This is a genomic window from Corynebacterium sp. HMSC064H12 (genome assembly GCF_001809925.1).
In the GTDB taxonomy this organism is placed as follows: domain Bacteria; phylum Actinomycetota; class Actinomycetes; order Mycobacteriales; family Mycobacteriaceae; genus Corynebacterium; species Corynebacterium jeikeium_D.
This window is the reverse complement of record NZ_KV799341.1, coordinates 117,974-135,606: the sequence shown is the minus strand read 5'-3', so window position 1 is coordinate 135,606 and position 17,633 is coordinate 117,974. Positions and strand designations below refer to the sequence as shown.

13 protein-coding genes are annotated in these 17,633 nt (G+C 60.1%); 10 read left to right on the top strand and 3 right to left on the bottom strand.

Annotation, left to right across the window (positions count from 1 at the left end; all coding sequences use genetic code 11):
* The first annotated feature begins 259 nt into the window (after window positions 1-259).
* Both aceA and ramB read left to right on the top strand, forming a co-directional pair.
* Window positions 260-1,552 (top strand): isocitrate lyase, encoded by a 1,293-nt coding sequence (aceA, locus tag HMPREF2681_RS05525; protein WP_016421960.1) that lies wholly within the window; start codon window positions 260-262, stop codon window positions 1,550-1,552.
* Between the two features lie 214 nt (window positions 1,553-1,766).
* The gene (gene ramB, locus HMPREF2681_RS05520; protein ID WP_038629316.1) at window positions 1,767-3,191 is read left to right on the top strand and encodes an acetate metabolism transcriptional regulator RamB; all 1,425 of its coding nucleotides are present in this window, start codon (window positions 1,767-1,769) and stop codon (window positions 3,189-3,191) included.
* A 235-nt stretch (window positions 3,192-3,426) separates the two neighbouring features.
* Here the strand turns inward: ramB and lpdA are convergent, their stop codons facing one another.
* Window positions 3,427-4,842 (bottom strand): dihydrolipoyl dehydrogenase, encoded by a 1,416-nt coding sequence (gene lpdA, locus HMPREF2681_RS05515; RefSeq protein WP_070546388.1) that lies wholly within the window; start codon window positions 4,840-4,842, stop codon window positions 3,427-3,429.
* Between the two features lie 82 nt (window positions 4,843-4,924).
* Here lpdA and HMPREF2681_RS05510 point away from each other — a divergent pair, with 82 nt between their 5' ends.
* The 7 genes from HMPREF2681_RS05510 (at window position 4,925) to HMPREF2681_RS05480 (ending at window position 13,050) form a co-directional block, all read left to right on the top strand.
* Complete coding sequence (locus tag HMPREF2681_RS05510) at window positions 4,925-7,099, top strand: prolyl oligopeptidase family serine peptidase (RefSeq protein ID WP_083301597.1); 2,175 nt, start codon at window positions 4,925-4,927, stop codon at window positions 7,097-7,099.
* Between the two features lie 10 nt (window positions 7,100-7,109).
* The gene (locus HMPREF2681_RS05505; protein ID WP_070546353.1) at window positions 7,110-8,570 is read left to right on the top strand and encodes a M1 family metallopeptidase; all 1,461 of its coding nucleotides are present in this window, start codon (window positions 7,110-7,112) and stop codon (window positions 8,568-8,570) included.
* Between the two features lie 18 nt (window positions 8,571-8,588).
* Complete coding sequence (locus HMPREF2681_RS05500) at window positions 8,589-9,974, top strand: polysaccharide biosynthesis protein (protein ID WP_070546351.1); 1,386 nt, start codon at window positions 8,589-8,591, stop codon at window positions 9,972-9,974.
* Between the two features lie 74 nt (window positions 9,975-10,048).
* Window positions 10,049-10,870 carry a glycosyltransferase gene (locus HMPREF2681_RS05495; protein WP_016421954.1) on the top strand — a complete coding sequence of 274 codons (822 nt, stop codon included), beginning with the start codon at window positions 10,049-10,051 and terminating at the stop codon, window positions 10,868-10,870.
* Between the two features lie 23 nt (window positions 10,871-10,893).
* Window positions 10,894-11,586: a glycosyltransferase family 2 protein gene (locus HMPREF2681_RS05490; protein WP_016421953.1), complete on the top strand. Its 693-nt coding sequence runs from the start codon at window positions 10,894-10,896 to the stop codon at window positions 11,584-11,586.
* Entirely contained in the window at window positions 11,583-12,005 is a 423-nt protein-coding gene (locus HMPREF2681_RS05485; protein WP_016421952.1) for a DUF2304 domain-containing protein, read from the top strand. The genes HMPREF2681_RS05490 and HMPREF2681_RS05485 overlap by 4 nt, the downstream gene beginning before the upstream one ends.
* A 49-nt stretch (window positions 12,006-12,054) precedes the next feature.
* Window positions 12,055-13,050 (top strand): DsbA family protein, encoded by a 996-nt coding sequence (locus HMPREF2681_RS05480; RefSeq protein WP_016421951.1) that lies wholly within the window; start codon window positions 12,055-12,057, stop codon window positions 13,048-13,050.
* Window positions 13,051-13,111: 61 nt separating this feature from the next.
* Here HMPREF2681_RS05480 and HMPREF2681_RS05475 read toward each other — a convergent pair whose 3' ends face one another.
* Together HMPREF2681_RS05475 and HMPREF2681_RS05470 are read right to left on the bottom strand one after the other, a co-directional pair.
* Window positions 13,112-14,077 (bottom strand): GDP-mannose 4,6-dehydratase, encoded by a 966-nt coding sequence (locus HMPREF2681_RS05475; protein ID WP_038629306.1) that lies wholly within the window; start codon window positions 14,075-14,077, stop codon window positions 13,112-13,114.
* Window positions 14,078-14,206: 129 nt separating this feature from the next.
* The gene (locus HMPREF2681_RS05470; RefSeq protein WP_016421949.1) at window positions 14,207-15,496 is read right to left on the bottom strand and encodes an MFS transporter; all 1,290 of its coding nucleotides are present in this window, start codon (window positions 15,494-15,496) and stop codon (window positions 14,207-14,209) included.
* 751 nt (window positions 15,497-16,247) lie between these two features.
* On the opposite strand from HMPREF2681_RS05470, the gene HMPREF2681_RS05465 reads away from it, so the two are divergent.
* Window positions 16,248-17,591 (top strand): MFS transporter, encoded by a 1,344-nt coding sequence (locus tag HMPREF2681_RS05465; protein ID WP_016421948.1) that lies wholly within the window; start codon window positions 16,248-16,250, stop codon window positions 17,589-17,591.
* Window positions 17,592-17,633: the final 42 nt, after the last annotated feature.

Below are 17,633 nucleotides of genomic sequence, written 5' to 3'. Positions count from 1 at the left end.
TATTACATACTTGAATTCACATCGGAAGCTGCTTGACGAACGTAGCGCTATGCCCCAAAATGTGAGACATGGCACGCGGAAGCGGACATTGTTTTTGTTCGCGTGTTTGCGTGCAGGGGTACAGCACTCTGCTAGCGCCCCCTGCATTCACGTGACACCGCGGTCACTATCGGGTCAGCCTGTAGATCGGTTCTGTCGGAATTGTTCTTAAGTCAGCACCCGGAGTTCAAAAAGCAAGCAAAAGGAAGTGACTCCGTTTATGTCTAACGTTGGTAAGGCACGTACCGCCGCCGAAATCCAGAAGGATTGGGACGAGAACCCGCGCTGGGAAGGTATCACCCGCGACTACACCGCTGAGCAGGTTGCTGAGCTCCAGGGCTCCGTCGTCGAGGAGAACACCCTCGCTCGCCGCGGCGCTGAGATCCTGTGGGAAGGCGTCAACGTTAAGGACGACTCCTACATCAACGCTCTGGGCGCACTGACCGGTAACATGGCCGTTCAGCAGGCTCGCGCTGGCCTGAAGGCTGTCTACCTCTCCGGTTGGCAGGTTGCTGGTGACGCTAACCTCTCCGGCCACACCTACCCGGACCAGTCCCTGTACCCGGCCAACTCCGTGCCGAACGTCGTTCGCCGCATCAACAACGCTCTGCTCCGCGCAGACGAGATCGCTCGTATCGAGGGCGACGACTCCGTCGACAACTGGCTGCTGCCAATCGTCGCTGACGGTGAGGCTGGCTTCGGTGGCGCTCTGAACGTCTACGAGCTGCAGAAGGCTATGATCAACGCTGGTGCCGCTGGTACCCACTGGGAGGACCAGCTCGCTTCTGAGAAGAAGTGTGGCCACCTGGGCGGCAAGGTCCTGATCCCGACCCAGCAGCACATCCGCACCCTGACCTCTGCTCGCCTGGCTGCTGACGTCTCCAACACCCCGACCGTCATCATCGCCCGCACCGACGCTGAGGCCGCTACCCTCATCACCTCCGATGTTGATGAGCGCGACCAGAAGTTCATCACCGGTGACCGCACCTCCGAGGGCTTCTACCACGTCCAGAACGGCCTGGAGCCGTGCATCGAGCGTGCAAAGTCCTACGCTCCGTACGCTGACATGATCTGGATGGAGACCGGTACTCCGGACCTCGAGCTGGCTAAGAAGTTCGCTGAGGGCGTCAAGGCTGAGTACCCGGACCAGCTCCTGGCTTACAACTGCTCCCCGTCCTTCAACTGGTCCGCTCACCTCGAGAAGGACGAGATCGCCAAGTTCCAGAACGAGCTGGGCAAGATGGGCTTCAAGTTCCAGTTCATCACCCTGGCTGGCTTCCACGCCCTGAACTACGGCATGTTCGACCTGGCTTACGGCTACGCTCGCGAGCAGATGTCCGCATTCGTCGACCTGCAGAACCGCGAGTTCGAGGCTGCCGAGAAGCGCGGCTTCACCGCTGTCAAGCACCAGCGCGAGGTTGGCGCTGGCTACTTCGACCGCATCGCCACCACCGTCGACCCGAACTCCTCCACCACCGCCCTGAAGGGCTCCACCGAGGAGGGTCAGTTCTAAGTCACTCGACTTAGGGCTTAGGTCAAGGACCTAACTTCAACACCCAGCGAGGGTTGCACTTACAGCCCTCGCTGGGTGTTTTTGTGTGTTCATCGACGTGTCGACTCCGGGCCGTCGTGAAGCGTGCCTGAGAACCTCAGCACCTACACACGTAAGCAAAGGTTGCAACGGTTTTCTACACAAGTTCAGCAAAGCCCGCGATATGCTGGGCAGTATGTCGAAAACCTATGTCGGATCCCGCCTCCGCCAGCTACGCCGCGAGCGCGACCTCAGCCAGGCTGCGCTCGCACAGGCGTTGGGCCTCTCGGCTAGTTACGTCAACCAGATTGAGCACGACGTCCGCCCGCTGACTGTGCCCGTGCTGCTCCGCATCACGGACACATTCGGCGTTGACGCGACTTTCTTCTCCCGAGATGACGACTCCCGCCTCCTCGCTGAGGTCCAGGACGTGGTAATGGACAAGGAGATCGCTAAGTCTCCCATGGATCTGCAGGAGATCTCGGAAATGGTTCGCGACCACCCTGATATCGCCCGCATCATGGTGGACATTCACCGCCGCTACCGCAACGTCACGGACAAACTCTCTCTGGCCACCGAGGAGCGCAACTTCGGCAACAGCACCGACACCGCCTCCGGTTCACAGGCGCTGACCATGCCTCATGAGGAGGTCCGCGACTACTTCTACGCCCGCCAGAACTACATCGCTTCGGTCGACACCGCCGCTGAGGAGCTGGCCCGCGAGCTGCGCATCACCGACGAGACCACCGATGTGGTCTCTGTGCTGGCCGACAGGCTGTCCAACGACCATGGGATTCGGATTGCGCTGGAATCGTCGTTAGGCGATGTGCAGCACAGCCTTGATCGGCGGACGAAGACGCTCTACCTCGCGCGGCACCTCTCGCCGGGACAGCGGGCCTTCCGCATGGCCACGGAGCTGGGGTTTTTGGAGCAGGGCGAGACCATTTCCGAGGCCGTCGCGTCCGGGCATTTCATGTCGGAGGAGTCGCGGAAGCTGGCGCAGCGCGGAGTCGCGACGTATTACGCGGCGGCGCTGATTCTGCCGTATGAGTCGTTCCATGCGATGGCTGAGTCGAAGCGCTACGACATCGAGCTGTTGTCGCGCACTTACGGTGTCGGCTACGAGACCATCTGCCACCGATTGTCCACGATGCAACGCCCCAGCTTGCGCGGCATCCCGTGGACATTCGTGCGCGTCGACCGCGCGGGCAACATGTCCAAACGTCAATCCGCCACGGGCTTCCACTTCACGCATTCGGGCGGTACCTGCCCGCTGTGGAACGTCTACGAGACTTTCTCCTACCCCGGCAAAGTCATGCGGCAGGTCGCGCTCATGCCGGATGGTCGGCCGTACATGTGGATCTCGCGGACCGTGGAGCATCACGCGGCACGTTTCGGCAAGCCAGGTAAGGTTTTTGCCATCGGTTTGGGCTGCGAGGCCCGTCACGCTGAGCGCACCGTGTACGCCGATGGTCTCGATCTCGCGGACCTCGACGCCGCCACTCCAATCGGTGCCGGCTGCAGGGTCTGCTCCCGCGAGGCCTGTCCGCAGCGCGCGTTCCCGCCGATCCATCGCGATATCGACATCAACATGCACCGCTCCACCGTCTCGCCGTACTAGTTCGCTTTACGACGGGCGCAGGGCCGGCCTGTTTGCGGGGGGCTTGGTTCGCGCAGGATGCCCCAAAAAAGGAAGACCCCAAAAAGAAAGTGCTTAAGTTTATGACACTTTCGCACCGATTTTCACGGTCAAACTGTCATAAACTTAAGCACTAACTCGTATCTGCCTGAGCCGGGACCAGCCCGGTGAGAGCCAGGACCAGCGAAAACTGGCCCCAGGCCAAAGCCACAACCTCTTACAGGTTGATCATCTTGCCCATAACGCCCTCAGCTGCTTCCTTCATAGCCTCGGACATGGTCGGGTGAATGTGGACGGCGCGGCCGATTTCCTCAGTGGTCAGCTCGTACTTCTCAGCCAGGACCAGCTGCGGCATGAGCTCGGAAACGTTGGCGCCCACCATGTGGCCACCCAGCAGCTCGCCGTATTCGGCATCTGCAATGAGCTTCACGAAACCAGCCGGCTCCGCCAGACCCTGGGCCTTACCGTTTGCAGAGAACGGGAAGGTGGAGACCTTAATCTCGCGGCCGTTCTCCTCTGCCCACTTCTTGGCCTGCGCCTCGGTCTTACCGAAGGAACCAACCTGCGGGTTACAGAAGGTTGCGCGCGGCATCATGTTGTAGTCCGGGATGGTCTCGGTCTCGTGACCCACCATGTGCTCAGCTGCGATAACGCCCTGTGCCTCAGCGACGTGTGCCAGCTGCAGCTTCATGGTGACGTCGCCGATGGCGTAGATGTTGTCGACGTTGGTGCGCATGTACTCGTCGATGACAATCTCGCCGCGCTCGCCCAGCTCAACACCGGCCTTGTCCAGGCCGATGCCCTCGGTGCGCGGTGCGAAGCCGATGGAGACCATAACGCGGTCGACGGTCAGAGTCTGCTCGTCGCCACCATCCTTGGCCTCGACCTTGACCTCAACCGAGTCACCATTGTCCACGATGGAGGTGGTCTTGTGCCCGGTCATGAGCTTGACGCCCAGCTTCTTGTATTCCTTGGCAATAACCTTGGAGACGTCTGCGTCCTCGTTCGGCAGAACGTTGTCCATGAACTCGACGATGGTGACATCCACGCCGTAGTTAGCCAAGACGTATGCGAACTCCATACCGATGGCGCCAGCACCGACGATAACCATGGAGTCCGGCAGCTCGTCGGAGAGAATCTGCTCTTCGTAGGAAACGATGTTGCCGCCGACCTCAACGCCCGGCAGGGAACGGACGACAGAGCCGGTTGCAATAATCGCCTTGTCGAAGGTAATTTCCTTGCCCTTGTCATCGCCATCAGTGATGGCCATGGAGGTCGGGCCGGTGAATTCACCGAAACCGTTGATTTCGGTGATCTTGTTCTTCTTCATCAGGAAATGAACGCCCTTGACGATGCCCGCGGACACCTTGCGCGAACGCGCGTGTGCGGCACCGAAGTCAAAGGAGACATCGCCGGAGATACCGAAGGTCTTAGCCTCATGGTTGAAAATGTGCGCCACCTCGGCGTTCTTCAACAGAGACTTGGATGGAATACAGCCAACGTTGAGGCAGACACCGCCCCAGTATTGCTTCTCCACCACAGCGGTCTTCAGACCCAGCTGGGATGCACGGATTGCTGCGACGTATCCGCCAGGACCGCCGCCGAGTACTACAAGATCAAAATGTTCAGCCACGTGCACAAGTCTACGCACGACTTGTCTTTACTTCACGCGCGAGTCCCGGTTTTACCTACTGCGGTCGGCTACGGTGGTGGGCATGGGCACCGACACGGACACCGACTTGGGCAACGATTTCTCCTTCCTCTCCACTGATCTTGTCCCCGATTGGCTGGACGATATCGACGGCTCCCAGGCGCTGGCGTGGGCTCGCGCGCAGTCGAAGGCCACCGTCGCAGGTGTCGATTCGCTTGCCGACGACACCAGCGACCGCACCAACCTGGAACAACGCATCCTGGCTGCGCTCAACACCGATGCCCGGATCGCATACCCGGTGCGGCGCGGCGAGTACCTCTATAACTTCTGGCGGGATGCCGAGCATCCGCGGGGCCTGTGGCGGCGCACCTCGTTGCAGAGCTATCTGGCTGGCCAGGAAGATCCGCAGGCGACCGAGTGGGAAACTCTCATCGACCTCGATGCGCTGGCGAAAGCCGAGGGAGAAAACTGGGTCTGGAAGGGCACGGTGTGCCGTTATCCGGAGTATGACCGCGCGTTGATTCTGCTCTCTCGCGGCGGCGCCGATGCCACTATGGTGCGGGAGTTTGACCTCGTCAACTGCACTTTTGTGGAGGATGAGCCGTTCTACCTCCCGGAGGCGAAGTCCGATGTCTGTTGGTTGGGTCGTGACGAAATTCTCGTTGGCAGTGACTTTGGTCCGGGGTCACTGACGGATTCGGGCTACCCGCGGCAGGTGCGTCGGTGGCGGCGCGGCATGCCGTCGTCAAGCGCGGATGTGATTTTCTCAGGCCACAGTGATGATGTGGCCGTGGGCGGCTGGTTCGACGCGACGGAGGGTTTTGAGCGGCTGTTTGTCGAGCGTGCGCATGATTTTTATAATTCGCAGCGGTTCGTGGCAGCGGAGCGTCCGGGCAAGTTGGCGGCGCAGCAGAATGGGGACTTTTCCCTGCAGATCCTGGAGGTACCGCAGGACTGTCGCACGAGTGTCCATAGGCAGTGGCTGGTGCTGATGCCGCGCACGGAGTTCAATGGCATTCCGGCTGGTGGCGTGGCCGTTGTGGAGCTCGAAAAGTGGCTGGCGGGCTCGCGTGAGGTGGAGGTGATTTTCACCCCTGATGCGCACACCTCGTTCCAGCAGCTGGCGTGGACGAAGAACTTCCTGGTGTTGACGCTGTTGGAGGATGTGGCGACGAAGTTGGTCGTGTTGCGGGAGGGCTCGTGGGAGCCGGTGGAGGCTTTCGGCGAGTTACCTGCGCAAGCTACTGTGAGCGTGATTGATACAGCCTCTGAACGCGACGATGAGATCTGGTTGGTTTCGACCTCGGCAACGCAGCCGGCAACCCTCTGGTACGGGCAGGTCGGCAGCCCGCTCACGGAAGTGCGGCGTGCTCCGGCGCTCTTCGACAGTGAGGGGATGGAGACGCGGCAGCACTGGGCGACTTCGGCCGATGGCACACGGATTCCGTATCGCATCACCGGCCGCTTCAGCGCGGGCGCTGGTGCAAGTGCTGACACAGGCGCTAGTGCAGAGACAACCACAGCCACGCCCACTCCGAACCCAGCCCCTACCCTCGTGCACGCCTACGGCGGTTTCGAGGTCTCACTGGTCCCGCAGTACTCGGCGATTCGTGGCCTGACCTGGCTCGAGCGGGGCGGATACTTCGTGGAGGCCAACCTGCGTGGCGGTGGCGAATTCGGCCCGACCTGGCACTCCTCGGTGGTCAAGACTGAGCGGATGAGGGTCTATGAGGATCATCAGGCCGTGCTGCGCGACCTGGTTGAACGCGGCTACTGCACGCGCGAGCAGCTGGGCGTGCGCGGTGGTTCCAACGGCGGGCTGCTGACCGCTGTCTGCCTAACCTCCTACCCGGAGTTGGTGGGCGCAGTGGTGTCCCAGGTGCCACTGGCGGACATGATGCGCTATCACAAGCTGTCCGCGGGAGCCTCCTGGATGGCCGAATATGGAAACCCGGACGACCCCACCGAGCGGGCTGCGATTGCGCAGTATTCGCCGGTCCAGCGCGTCGTCAAGCGAGAGCAGCGCGCCTACCCACCAGCGTTGATTACGACGTCTACCAGGGACGACCGCGTCCACCCAGCGCATGCGCGGAGCCTGGCGTGGCTGCTGGAGGAAGCGGGACAGCCGGTGGACTATCACGAAAACACAGAGGGCGGGCACGCGGGCGCGGCGGATAATTCGCAGGTCGCGTTCGTCGAGGCACTCATATCTACGTGGCTGTGGAACAAGCTCAAGTAAGGTAACAGCCGTGAGTAGCGCTGATTTCACTAATCCTTATACCGGTATTGCGTTCAACCTGGGTTTCCGGGTGAACAAATACGAGCTGGACCTCGATTATCGGGTCGGGCCGAATCGTCTGAAGGCGACGGCGACTCTGCATATCGAAATCAATGCTTGGACCTCACACATCACGCTCGACTTTGCGGATGCGCTGGGGGTCGATTCGGTGGATGCGATTTCCGATTCGCAGGCACACTCAATCGATGTAAAGCGCTGGCGCCATTCGGGACGCAAGCTGCGCGTCACCTTTGACCGCGAGTTGGCTCCCGACGAGACGCTGCGGCTGATTGTGACTTACTCGGGCACGCCACGTCCGGTGCGCTCGAAGTGGGGCGAAATTGGCTGGGAGGAACTCGAAAACGGTGCACTCGTGGCATCGCAGCCGGTGGGCGCGGCGTCGTGGTACCCCTGCGATGACGATCCCGAGGTCAAGGCATTTTACGAGTTCACGATGGTCACCGACGCTCCCTACGAGGTCGTCGCACCAGGGCTTGCCGACGCTCCGGTGAACGTGGGCGGATCGCGCCGCCGCTGGCGGTTTGTCACCGAGGAGCCCATGGCCTCCTACTTGGCCACCATCAATGTCGGCCAGTTTAAGAAGGTCGAGCTGCCGTGCCAGACCTCGACCGTAGTGGCCTGGGTGCCCTCTGAGTTGGTGGCAAATGCCCGCCACGACTTCCGCGACCAGGGACGCATGCTCGATGAATTCGCCAAGCTCTTTGGCCCTTACCCCTTCCGTGCCTACCAGGTGGTCATTTGTGAAGACGACCTGGAGATCCCCATCGAGGCACAGGGTCTGTCCATCTTCGGAGCCAACCACGCCGACGGCAAGGACACGTGGAATCGACTGATTGCCCACGAGTTATCGCACCAGTGGTTTGGCAACAGTGTCGGCATTTCGCAGTGGCGCGATATCTGGCTCAACGAAGGGTTTGCCTGCTACTCCGAGTGGGTGTGGTCCGAGGTCAGCGGTGGTGCCAGCGCGGATGTGCACGCCCGCAAGCACTACCTGGATCTGCTTGAGGAAGAGCAGGACATCGTCATCGCCAACCCAGGGCCAAAGCTGATGTTCGACGACCGTCTGTACAAGCGCGGCGCGCTGACTGTGCACGCTCTGCGTCTGCTGCTGGGCGACGAGGTGTTCTTCGACCTGGTGCACAAGTGGACCACCACCAACCGCCACAGTGTGGTCGATGCAGTGGACTTCCGCGCACTGGCCAACCGTGTATGCCGCGAGCGTGGCATCACCACCTCGCACCTGGATGTCATCTTTGACTCCTGGCTGTCACGCAGCTCCTTGCCGGACTTCCCCACTGATCCGACGCGCTCCCCTGCTGACCAGGGCATCGACGATAATGGTGCTCCAATCGTGGATGAGGAACTGGCCGCTCAGTTTGAAAAGCTCGGCTACTCGAAGGCCAAGGACTAGAGAGCTAGAGGCACGTCAATGTCCGGTTTCAAATGGTTGTCGCTGGCCACGATTGTCGCGGCGATAGGCAGCTTCGCGGTGCTGATTATCTCGGCCCGCGCACTTCCCAATGCGGTAAACCTGCAGTTCGTGGCGTTCTGGGGGCTTTTCTTCGCGCTCACGGGTGTTCTCGGCGGGCTGATGCAGGAGACCACGCGCGCAATCGGTGCTGCGGAATCGCGGGAGCGGAAGCGGGAGCGGCCCCGTGAACAGACCCCAGAGCAGAAGCCGGAGCAGGAACAGGAGCAGACAGCTACCGAAACGGGTCAAACTCTCGGCGCTCGTCCCATCACGGTTTCGCTGGGCGTCGCCGCAGTTACTTTCATCACCATGGCAGTGACGGGTCCGCTGTGGGCCCCACTGGTCGTGCAGGATGACGCCGGCACTGCAATTCTGCTCATGGCCTCTGGCCTTGCTCTGTACTCGATGCAGGCCACCACCTCGGGTCTGCTCAGCGGCCGCCAGCTGTGGGGCCCCTACGCCGCCCTAATCATGATCGACATTCTCGTGCGCGTAGCACTGGCACTCGTCGCCTGGTACTTCGGCTGGGGTCTGCTGGCCTGGCTGATTATTACGGTGTTCGGGACAGTCAGTTGGCTTATTCTCGCGCTGTTTTCCTCGGCAACCCGCTCGGTCATGTTCGCGCGTGCCGACGTCCCGGTGCGCCGCTTCATCACTCTCATGGTCACGGCCATGGGCGCATCTGGCGCATCTGCTGTGCTGGTCACAGGTTTTCCGACAATCGTCAAGATTGCCGGCGAAGCGGTCACCACTGGCGCCGGGATAGCCGAGTCACTTACCCCGCCGCATGCCAACAACTTCACCGCAGCAGTGACCATTGCGGGAATCGCCTACGCCGTAACGCTGACCCGCGCTCCGCTGCTCATGCCCTTGGAGAAGTTCCAAAACGCCATCATTGTGAGCTTTGTCCGGCATCGCTCCGAGGGCGTGCTGGCAGCGCTGGCCAAGCCGTTGGGGGCGCTGGCTGCTTTCGGCACCTTCGGGGCGGGCCTGGCATGGCTCATCGGCCCGTGGATCATGACTCTCATCCTGGACGATAGCTATCACGTGTCCGGGCCGGTGCTCGCGGCGCTGACGCTCGGTGCGACGTTGACCGCCATGTTGATGATTACCGGCTCGGTCACCTTGGCAGTGGAGAAGCACCATATGTATCTGATCGGTTGGTTGGCTGCGACCACGATCGCCGTTGCCATTCTTTTCCTCCCTGGGCACCTGTCGGTACGCACGGTCGCCGCTATCGCCGTAGGCTCTGCAGTAGGTGTTGCCATTCACCTGCTTGCGCTGCGCACACTTTCCCCACGTGCTGCCAGGTCAGCCGTATCGGAGGCTTTTGCGGTGGAATAACACCACCCGCATCCGATGCCGTCCCAAAAAGCACCGTCCATATCTCCCTGCAACTCCCAAGGTTCGAGACTCACATGTCCACCATCACTGACCTCACGGTTCTCATGACCGTCTACCACCGCGTCGTCCCCGACCAGCTCGATACTGCGCTGCAGTCGCTGTGGAACCAGACGCGTCCGGCCGCGCACGTCATTGTGGTCATCGATGGCCCGATTGGGCAGGAACTCGACCGGGTCGTCGTCAAGCATGAGCAGGCGCATTCGGAGATGACCGTGCTGCGTTGTGCGGAAAATGGCGGCTCGGGAGTGGCTTCGCAGGCGGGTCTTCAGCTGGTGGAGACCCCATGGGTGGCGCGGCTGGATGCGGACGATATTGCGCGTGCGGACCGATTTGAAAAGCAGTGGGACACGCTGACCGCTGACCCGGAGTTGGATGTATTGGGCAGTGCAATGGCGGAGTTCGAGGGCACGCCGAACAATGTGGTGCGCGTGCGGACTCTGCCGCAGACGCACGCCGAAATTGCGCGTTATATCAAGATCAATTCGCCTGTAAATAACCCCTCCTCGATGCTGCGCACGGCGAAGGTGCGTGAGGTCGGCGGGTATCGCGACATCCGTCTGATGGAGGACTACGACCTCTGGGTGCGCCTCATGGCCGCTGGCGCGAAGTTTAAGAATCTGCCCGAGCCGCTGGTGTACTTCCGCGCCGACGGCATGTTCGAGCGGCGAACCTCGCGCGGCATCATCCGCGGTGAACGTCAGCTCCAGCGCACGCTGGTAGCTGAGGGGCTGATTTCCAGGCCGCGGGCGGTGTTTAACTTGGCGGTGCGGACACTTTTCCGACTTTTGCCAACTCAGCTCATGTCACGCGCGTATCGACGATTGTTTGTGCGGTAGGCTTCGGAGCGATGACTGACAACATGGATTTCTCGGACACCTGGCTGATTGTGCCGTGCTACAACGAGGGCCAGGTTATTCGTGAGGTTCTCGAGCACGCTCGCGAGACCTTCCCCAACATTGTCGCGGTCAACGACGGCTCTTCGGATAACTCCAGCCTGGAGATCCACAGGGCTGGCGCTCACCTGGTCAACCACCCTGTCAATTTGGGTCAAGGGGCGGCTATCCAGACCGGCGTGGAATACGCTCGCGCGCAGGCTGGCTCGAAGTACTTTGTCACCTTCGACGCCGATGGCCAGCACCAGGTCAAGGACGTAGTCGCCATGGTGCAGCGACTGCGCAGCGAACCAATCGACATCATTGTGGGGACCCGTTTCGGCCGCCCTCGCGCCGAAGATGACCAGGTGCCGCTGATTAAGCGAATTGTCCTCAAGACGGTGGTCATGTTGTCACCACGCACGCGCCGGCTCGGTCTTACCGACGCCCACAACGGCCTGCGCGCCTTCAACCGCACGGTGGCAGAGCAACTGAACCTGCGCATGAACGGTATGAGCCATGCCTCCGAATTTGTCGAGGTCATGGACAACAGAGGTTGGCGTACCGCTGAGCAGCCGGTGGATATCCTCTACACGGAATACTCCATGTCCAAAGGGCAATCCTTGTTCAACGGTGTCAATATCCTTGCCGACTCCCTGATTTCGAAGAGGCTGCCATGACCGCATCCATCGTTCAAATTATTTTGCTGCTGGCGATGGTGGGCCTGGTCGCTTACTTCGTCGCTAACCGTCGTAAAGCGCGCGCCAAGGCGGGCGTGAAACTGGGATTCGTCGTTTTCGTCATCGCGTGTCTGTGGGCAATCGTGCGTCCCGACGATCTGACCGTGGTGGCCAACTGGATTGGTGTGACCCGGGGCACCGATTTGCTGCTCTACGTACTGGTGTTGGCGTTCGTGTTTACCACGGTGTCGTCCTACATTCGCTTCCGCGAACAGGAGCTACGCTACGCACGACTGGCTCGTGCAGTGGCCTTGAAGACCGCTGTGCGTCCGGAAGAAGAAATTGTGATTTCGGGCAGCCAGAGCAGCAGCCAAAAAGACAGCGCGACAAACGTCGAGAACAACGCTCCGTCCGACTAGTCGGCACGCTAAGCGCATGTGAATCTGAGGCTGTGGTTCCATAGAAGCCATGAGCGAAGAAAATAAGGACAACATCGCCGCTGACCATAGCGGCGATTCGCAGCAGCCATCGGCCGATGAAGCACGTCAGGAGACACTGCAGGAACCCCAGCAGGCTTCTCAGCCGGTACCCACTGAGCAGGACTTGGAGTCCTGGTCTGCCGACAGTGATGGAAAAACCAAGTCGTGGTACTCGATTCCGAACGCCGCATGGGCGCTAGCTGTCGTCGCATTGATCGTTGTCGGCGCAGCGGGCTTCTTCGCTGGCTCGCGTTCGGCTAACTTCAACGGCGTGAGCACCGTCAACATGGCGGGCGTTGCACCAGGCAAGGGGGAAATTGCGCCTGTACCTGGCCCGAATGGCTCTTTCGACGCCAGCATCTACGGCCCAAAGGCGGGAGCGCAGCTAAAGTCCCCGGAGGATATGGACAATGTCCACCGCCGCAATGAAAATGATCCTTTTGCTCTCGGTGCAGTGGATGCGCCGGTCGTAATCTCAATCTACTCGGACTTCGAATGCCCGTTCTGCGCGAAGTTCGCAAACGAAACCGAGTCTGCCCTCGTGGAAAAGTACGTCAATGAGGGACTGGTCCGCCTGGAGTGGAACGATATGGCCATCAATGGTGAGAAGGCCATCAAGGACGCTGAGGCCGGCCGTGCCGCGGCAGCTCAGGGCAAGTTCTGGGAGTTCTCCCGTGCGCTGTTTAAGAAGGCCGGCGAAAAGGGCCAGGGCCACCCGGAGTTCACTGAAAAGGAACTGATTGCCGTCGCTCGTGAGGCCGGTGTGCCGGACATGAAGCGCTTTGAAAAGGAGCTTAAGGACGGCAAGTGGACCGAGGCGGTCGAGAATGCCACCCAGTTCGGTTCCATGCTGGGCATTTCCGGTACTCCGGGCTTCCTCGTTGGTACTCAGTTCGTCTCGGGCGCACAGCCTCTCGACGTGTTCGAGGACAATATCGAGCTGGCTCTCATCCACGCCAAGCGCGCGGAGGAAGCTGGCAAGTAACCTGGCTGACTCACGGCTAACCTACGCGGACGACTGCGCGAAGCCGCCCGCGTAAGCTGCGCTAGCCCTGATTCCGGAAGTACTCCACAGTACGAGCAACACCTTCCTGAATACTCATAGCTGGCTCCCAGCCGAGTACCTCACGCGCCCGCGTGGGATCCAACGCCGACCGCGCCACATCACCAGTGCGCGGCGGTGCAAACTCTGGATTATCCTCGGCATCCGCAGCCTGCGCCACCAACGAGTGCAGCTGCCGATCCGAGGTTTCTACGCCGGTGCCAATATTAAAGCGCATTCCACCACCGACCTCGCCGGATGCGCGGTAGAAAGCATCCACCACATCGTCGACATAGACATAGTCGCGGGTATTTCCTCCGTCACCGAATACCTTGGTTGGCTCTCCCGCCAGCAGTCGCTGGGCGAAAATAGCAACCACACCGGCCTCGCCGTGCGGATCCTGCCGCGGGCCGTACACATTCGCCGGCGCGATGTGCGAGCATTCGAGCCCGTAAAGATTGCGGAACATATTCAAGTACAGTTCGCCCGTTGCCTTTGAGGCGGCATAGGGGCTCATCGGATTGACCGGCACGTTTTCCGTCACCGGAAGCTCCTCCGGCGTGCCGTAGATGGAACCGCCCGAAGATGTAAACACAACCTTGCGGACACCGTGCTTTCGGGCCGCATCGGCAAGTTTGATTGTGCCAATGATGTTCAGCGTCGCATCTCGCACCGGGTCGGCCACGGAAATCCGAACATCAATCTGCGCTGCGAGGTGGAAAATAACCTCCGGGCCGCTTTGCTCGAGCAGCTCGTCCCAGTCCACCTCCAGCACATCGGCGGTTATGAACTCAAAGTCGTCGTTAAGCGATGCCTGCTGGAGGTTTTCCAGCTTTCCGTGGGAGAGATCGTCCAGCGCCGTGACCGCGTATCCTTCGGCCAGCAACCGGTCAACCAGCGTCGAACCGATAAATCCCGCACCGCCCGTCACCAGCGCGCGCGGTTTCGCGCTTGCCGACGATTCTGTCATCGCGGTGGCCGGTGATTCGTTCTTGTGCTTCTCCATAGGAAGAACTATAGGCGCTTAGTAAGGAAAACCGCTTATACGTGTGCCAACCTCACATTGACGGGGTTGATTAGTCTTCCGAGGAATGCGAGATTACTCAGCGCGCTGTGGCAGGTTGACAGTGGAATTGAAGAAAATAACCAAGCCCATCAAGATGGCGATGACCATACCGCCACCGAGCATGACCGGGTAGGTCATCCAGGAGATGGACTCGGAGAGCTTGGTCAGAATTGCCGGGAATGCGAAGCCGATGTAGGTCAGACAGTAGAAGATACCGGTCAGACCAGCCATATCGCGCGGGCCAGCGATGCGCTGTACCTCGTTGAGGCCGGTAAACATGGACAGACCGTAGCCGGCACCCAACACCAGCGCTGCAATGAACGCCGTCACTGCGGTGGGGTTGGTGGACATCCAGGCCGCCAAGCCCATACCGATAACCACAATGCCAATTGCGATTAGCGAACCGCGGGCGTTGTGCTCGGTCACAAAGCGGGGACCAATCTGCTGAATACCAAAACCGCAGAGCAGCGCAAACAGTGTGACCATCGCGGAGTAGAACACTGGCTGGGAGACGTGGTCCTGAAGCAGAGACGGAATGATTGCGTAGGCAACACCGGCTGCACCGAAGACCCACGGCGCTCCCATCGCGGCGACGAGCAGGAAGCGACGGTTAGTTACCGATGGGGTACGTAGAGACTCCCAGAGGGTCTCGCGCGGAGCATTACTGCCGCCCAGGTGCGGCGACTGGCGGGTCTCCGGCACGGCCAACAGACCGAAGATTGTCGGGATAGAAATCAGGATGTGGATGATATAAGCCAGCTGCCCCGGCAGCGGTGCGAACTGCGCCAGCGTGCCGGCAATTCCCGCACCCAGACCAAAGCCCAAGGTCAGCGCCATGGACTGACGCTTCGCACCCGAGGTTGACTTGGCCTTGGGGTCAAAGCGCGGATCAGAGAGCTCTTTTACCCACGAGCCGCCCACGGCCATGACAATGCCGACTGCCAAGCCAGAGATAAAGCGACCAGTGAGAATAAGCGGGGCGGTAGTCTCGCCCAACGCAATAAGAGTCGACCCCAGAATCGAGAGAACCGGCGCGGCGAGCATCACCGGCTTACGGCCGATACGGTCCGAGATTGGGCCGGAAATCAGCAGTGCCGGCGCGATACCGAGGGCGTAGACCAGCAATAGAAGGTCAATAAACACCGGCGCCAGGTCGGCATTTTCGCGGTACATCACCATCAGCGGCGTGAATTCGTTGCCACCCCACGCGACGGCGAAAACTGCAATTGCGGCAAGCAACCACAGCGGCGTGCCCTTATTGGATTTGGCCCTGCCGTGAGGTACCTCATTTTCATTGCCGTTAGTTCCTGCGTGAGAAGACATGTCGTTTACTTTACGACGGTCCCCAGCGCCTTACGCGCAATGGTGGAAATTGAGTTACGGGGGCTAACCACAAAAGATGTGTCGGGGTGGTTTCGGCGCTTGGCGCTACCACCGCCCCAAAATGCCCCTGAAACCTGGGGCCCACACCCCCGTCTCGGGGTGACTTGTTGCCAACCTTGTTTCCCTGCCCCATCCGGGGGCAGTGCCCTTTTCGACACTACATCGTTATTGTTCCGTTACTTCTTCTGTATCTTGAGCCACTTTTGCCACACCATTCACACAACTTCTGAATATATAATTACAAATTAGTTCAATGTGGGGGTAGTCGAACAGCCATAAAACGCAGATTTCCCCTATTTAAGACAATCTCGCACATAGACGGCCGCCAGGTCGCGCAAATCGATCCAGAAACAACCCGTCGTTAAGTAGTGCCCAACCCACCCCCTTTGCACACCCCCGAATCCGCCTTTTTCAGGCATGCGTATAAATAAATCGGTCACAAACAAAGGAAATCTACCGCCATTCACCGACCCCCATTACCCCCGTTGTTCACTTTTTGTCACCGCTCGCTGAAGTTCAAACGCTGGTCGCTACCGGTCTGGCTGTGTAAGAATTCGACACCGTCAAACAATCTGTCCATTCCCCAAACGCTGGCTGAGAAAAACCTGGGGCGATTTCTGCGCGACCGCTGAGATCACCAAGGTCCTCGATGGCCGTGCGGACGGGTATGTAAAGAAAGTCTTGTTTTTTTATGACTACTTCGATCATCGCGAATGATCCCAAGCAGCGCCGTCAGGTGCTCACGGGAACTCTCGTGGGTACGACCATCGAGTTTTATGACTTCCTGATTTACGCTCAGGCCGCAGCTATCGTGCTTGCTCCGCACTTCATCGAGCCTGCTGCACAGTCGAATCCACAGGTGGCCCAGGTCCTCGCTTGGGCAACCCTGGGTATTTCCTTCCTCTTCCGCCCGCTTGGCGCGATCGTCGCTGGCCATATCGGTGACCGTTACGGCCGCAAGATGATTCTGGTCTTCACCCTCATCGGCATGGGTGCGGCTACTTTCTGCATCGGCCTGCTACCGACCTATGAATCAATCGGCATCGCCGCACCTATCCTGCTGGTTCTCCTCCGTGTTTTCCAGGGTATTTCCGCTGGCGGTGAATGGGGCGGTGCAGCCCTGATGTCCGTGGAGTACGCACCGAAGGAAAAGCGCGGTCTCTACGGCGCATTCCCGCAGGCCGGTGTTCCGCTGGGTCTGACCCTCGCGACCGGCACCATGCTGATTGTTATGGCAATCGTCGGCGAGGAAGCCTACATGGACTGGGGCTGGCGTGTGCCGTTCCTGCTGTCCTTCATCTTGGTTCTGATCGGTTACATGATTCGCCGTTCCGTTGACGAGTCCCCGGTCTTCCAGGCTATGCAGACTGAGTCTGCCGAGCGTTCCGCTCCGCTGCCGGAGCTCTTCCGCAACCACTGGGGCAAGGTCATCCAGGGTGCTCTGATCTTCGCTGCTCAGCAGGCTACCGGTTACCTCGTGATCGCATTCTTCGGCGCTTACGCACAGAAGACACTGGGCTACCCCGCAACCGTCGCATGGACCGGTACTCTCGTCGCTGGTATTTGCTGGACCATCTTCATGTTCATCGCCGGTGCTTGGTCCGACCGCATCGGCCGCGCTAAGACCTTCATCATCGGCTACGTCGTGATTATGATTTGGGAGGCCGTCATGTGGAGCATCCTGGACCAGGGTCCGTTCCTGTACATCATGACCGTCGCAGTTCTCACCCTGCCACTGGCCCTGACCTTCGGCCCGCAGCCAGCCATGTACTCCGAGATGTTCCCGGCTGAGGTCCGCTACTCGGGCGCTTCCATCGCTTACGCCATCGGCGCCGTCCTCGGTGGCGCATTCGCTCCGATGATTGCCCAGATGATCATGGACGCCACCGGCAACCCGTTCTACATCTCCGTCTACCTGATGGCCATGGCTATCCCGGCACTGATTGCCCTGTTCCTGCTGCCGAAGGGTCTCGAAGACCGAGACCTGATCGAGCACCCGGAAACTAACCTCGACGAAGTTAAGTCGCGCGTCTAGTTCCCACAGCTAAGGGATCTGCCCCACCGAGGGTCTGATTAC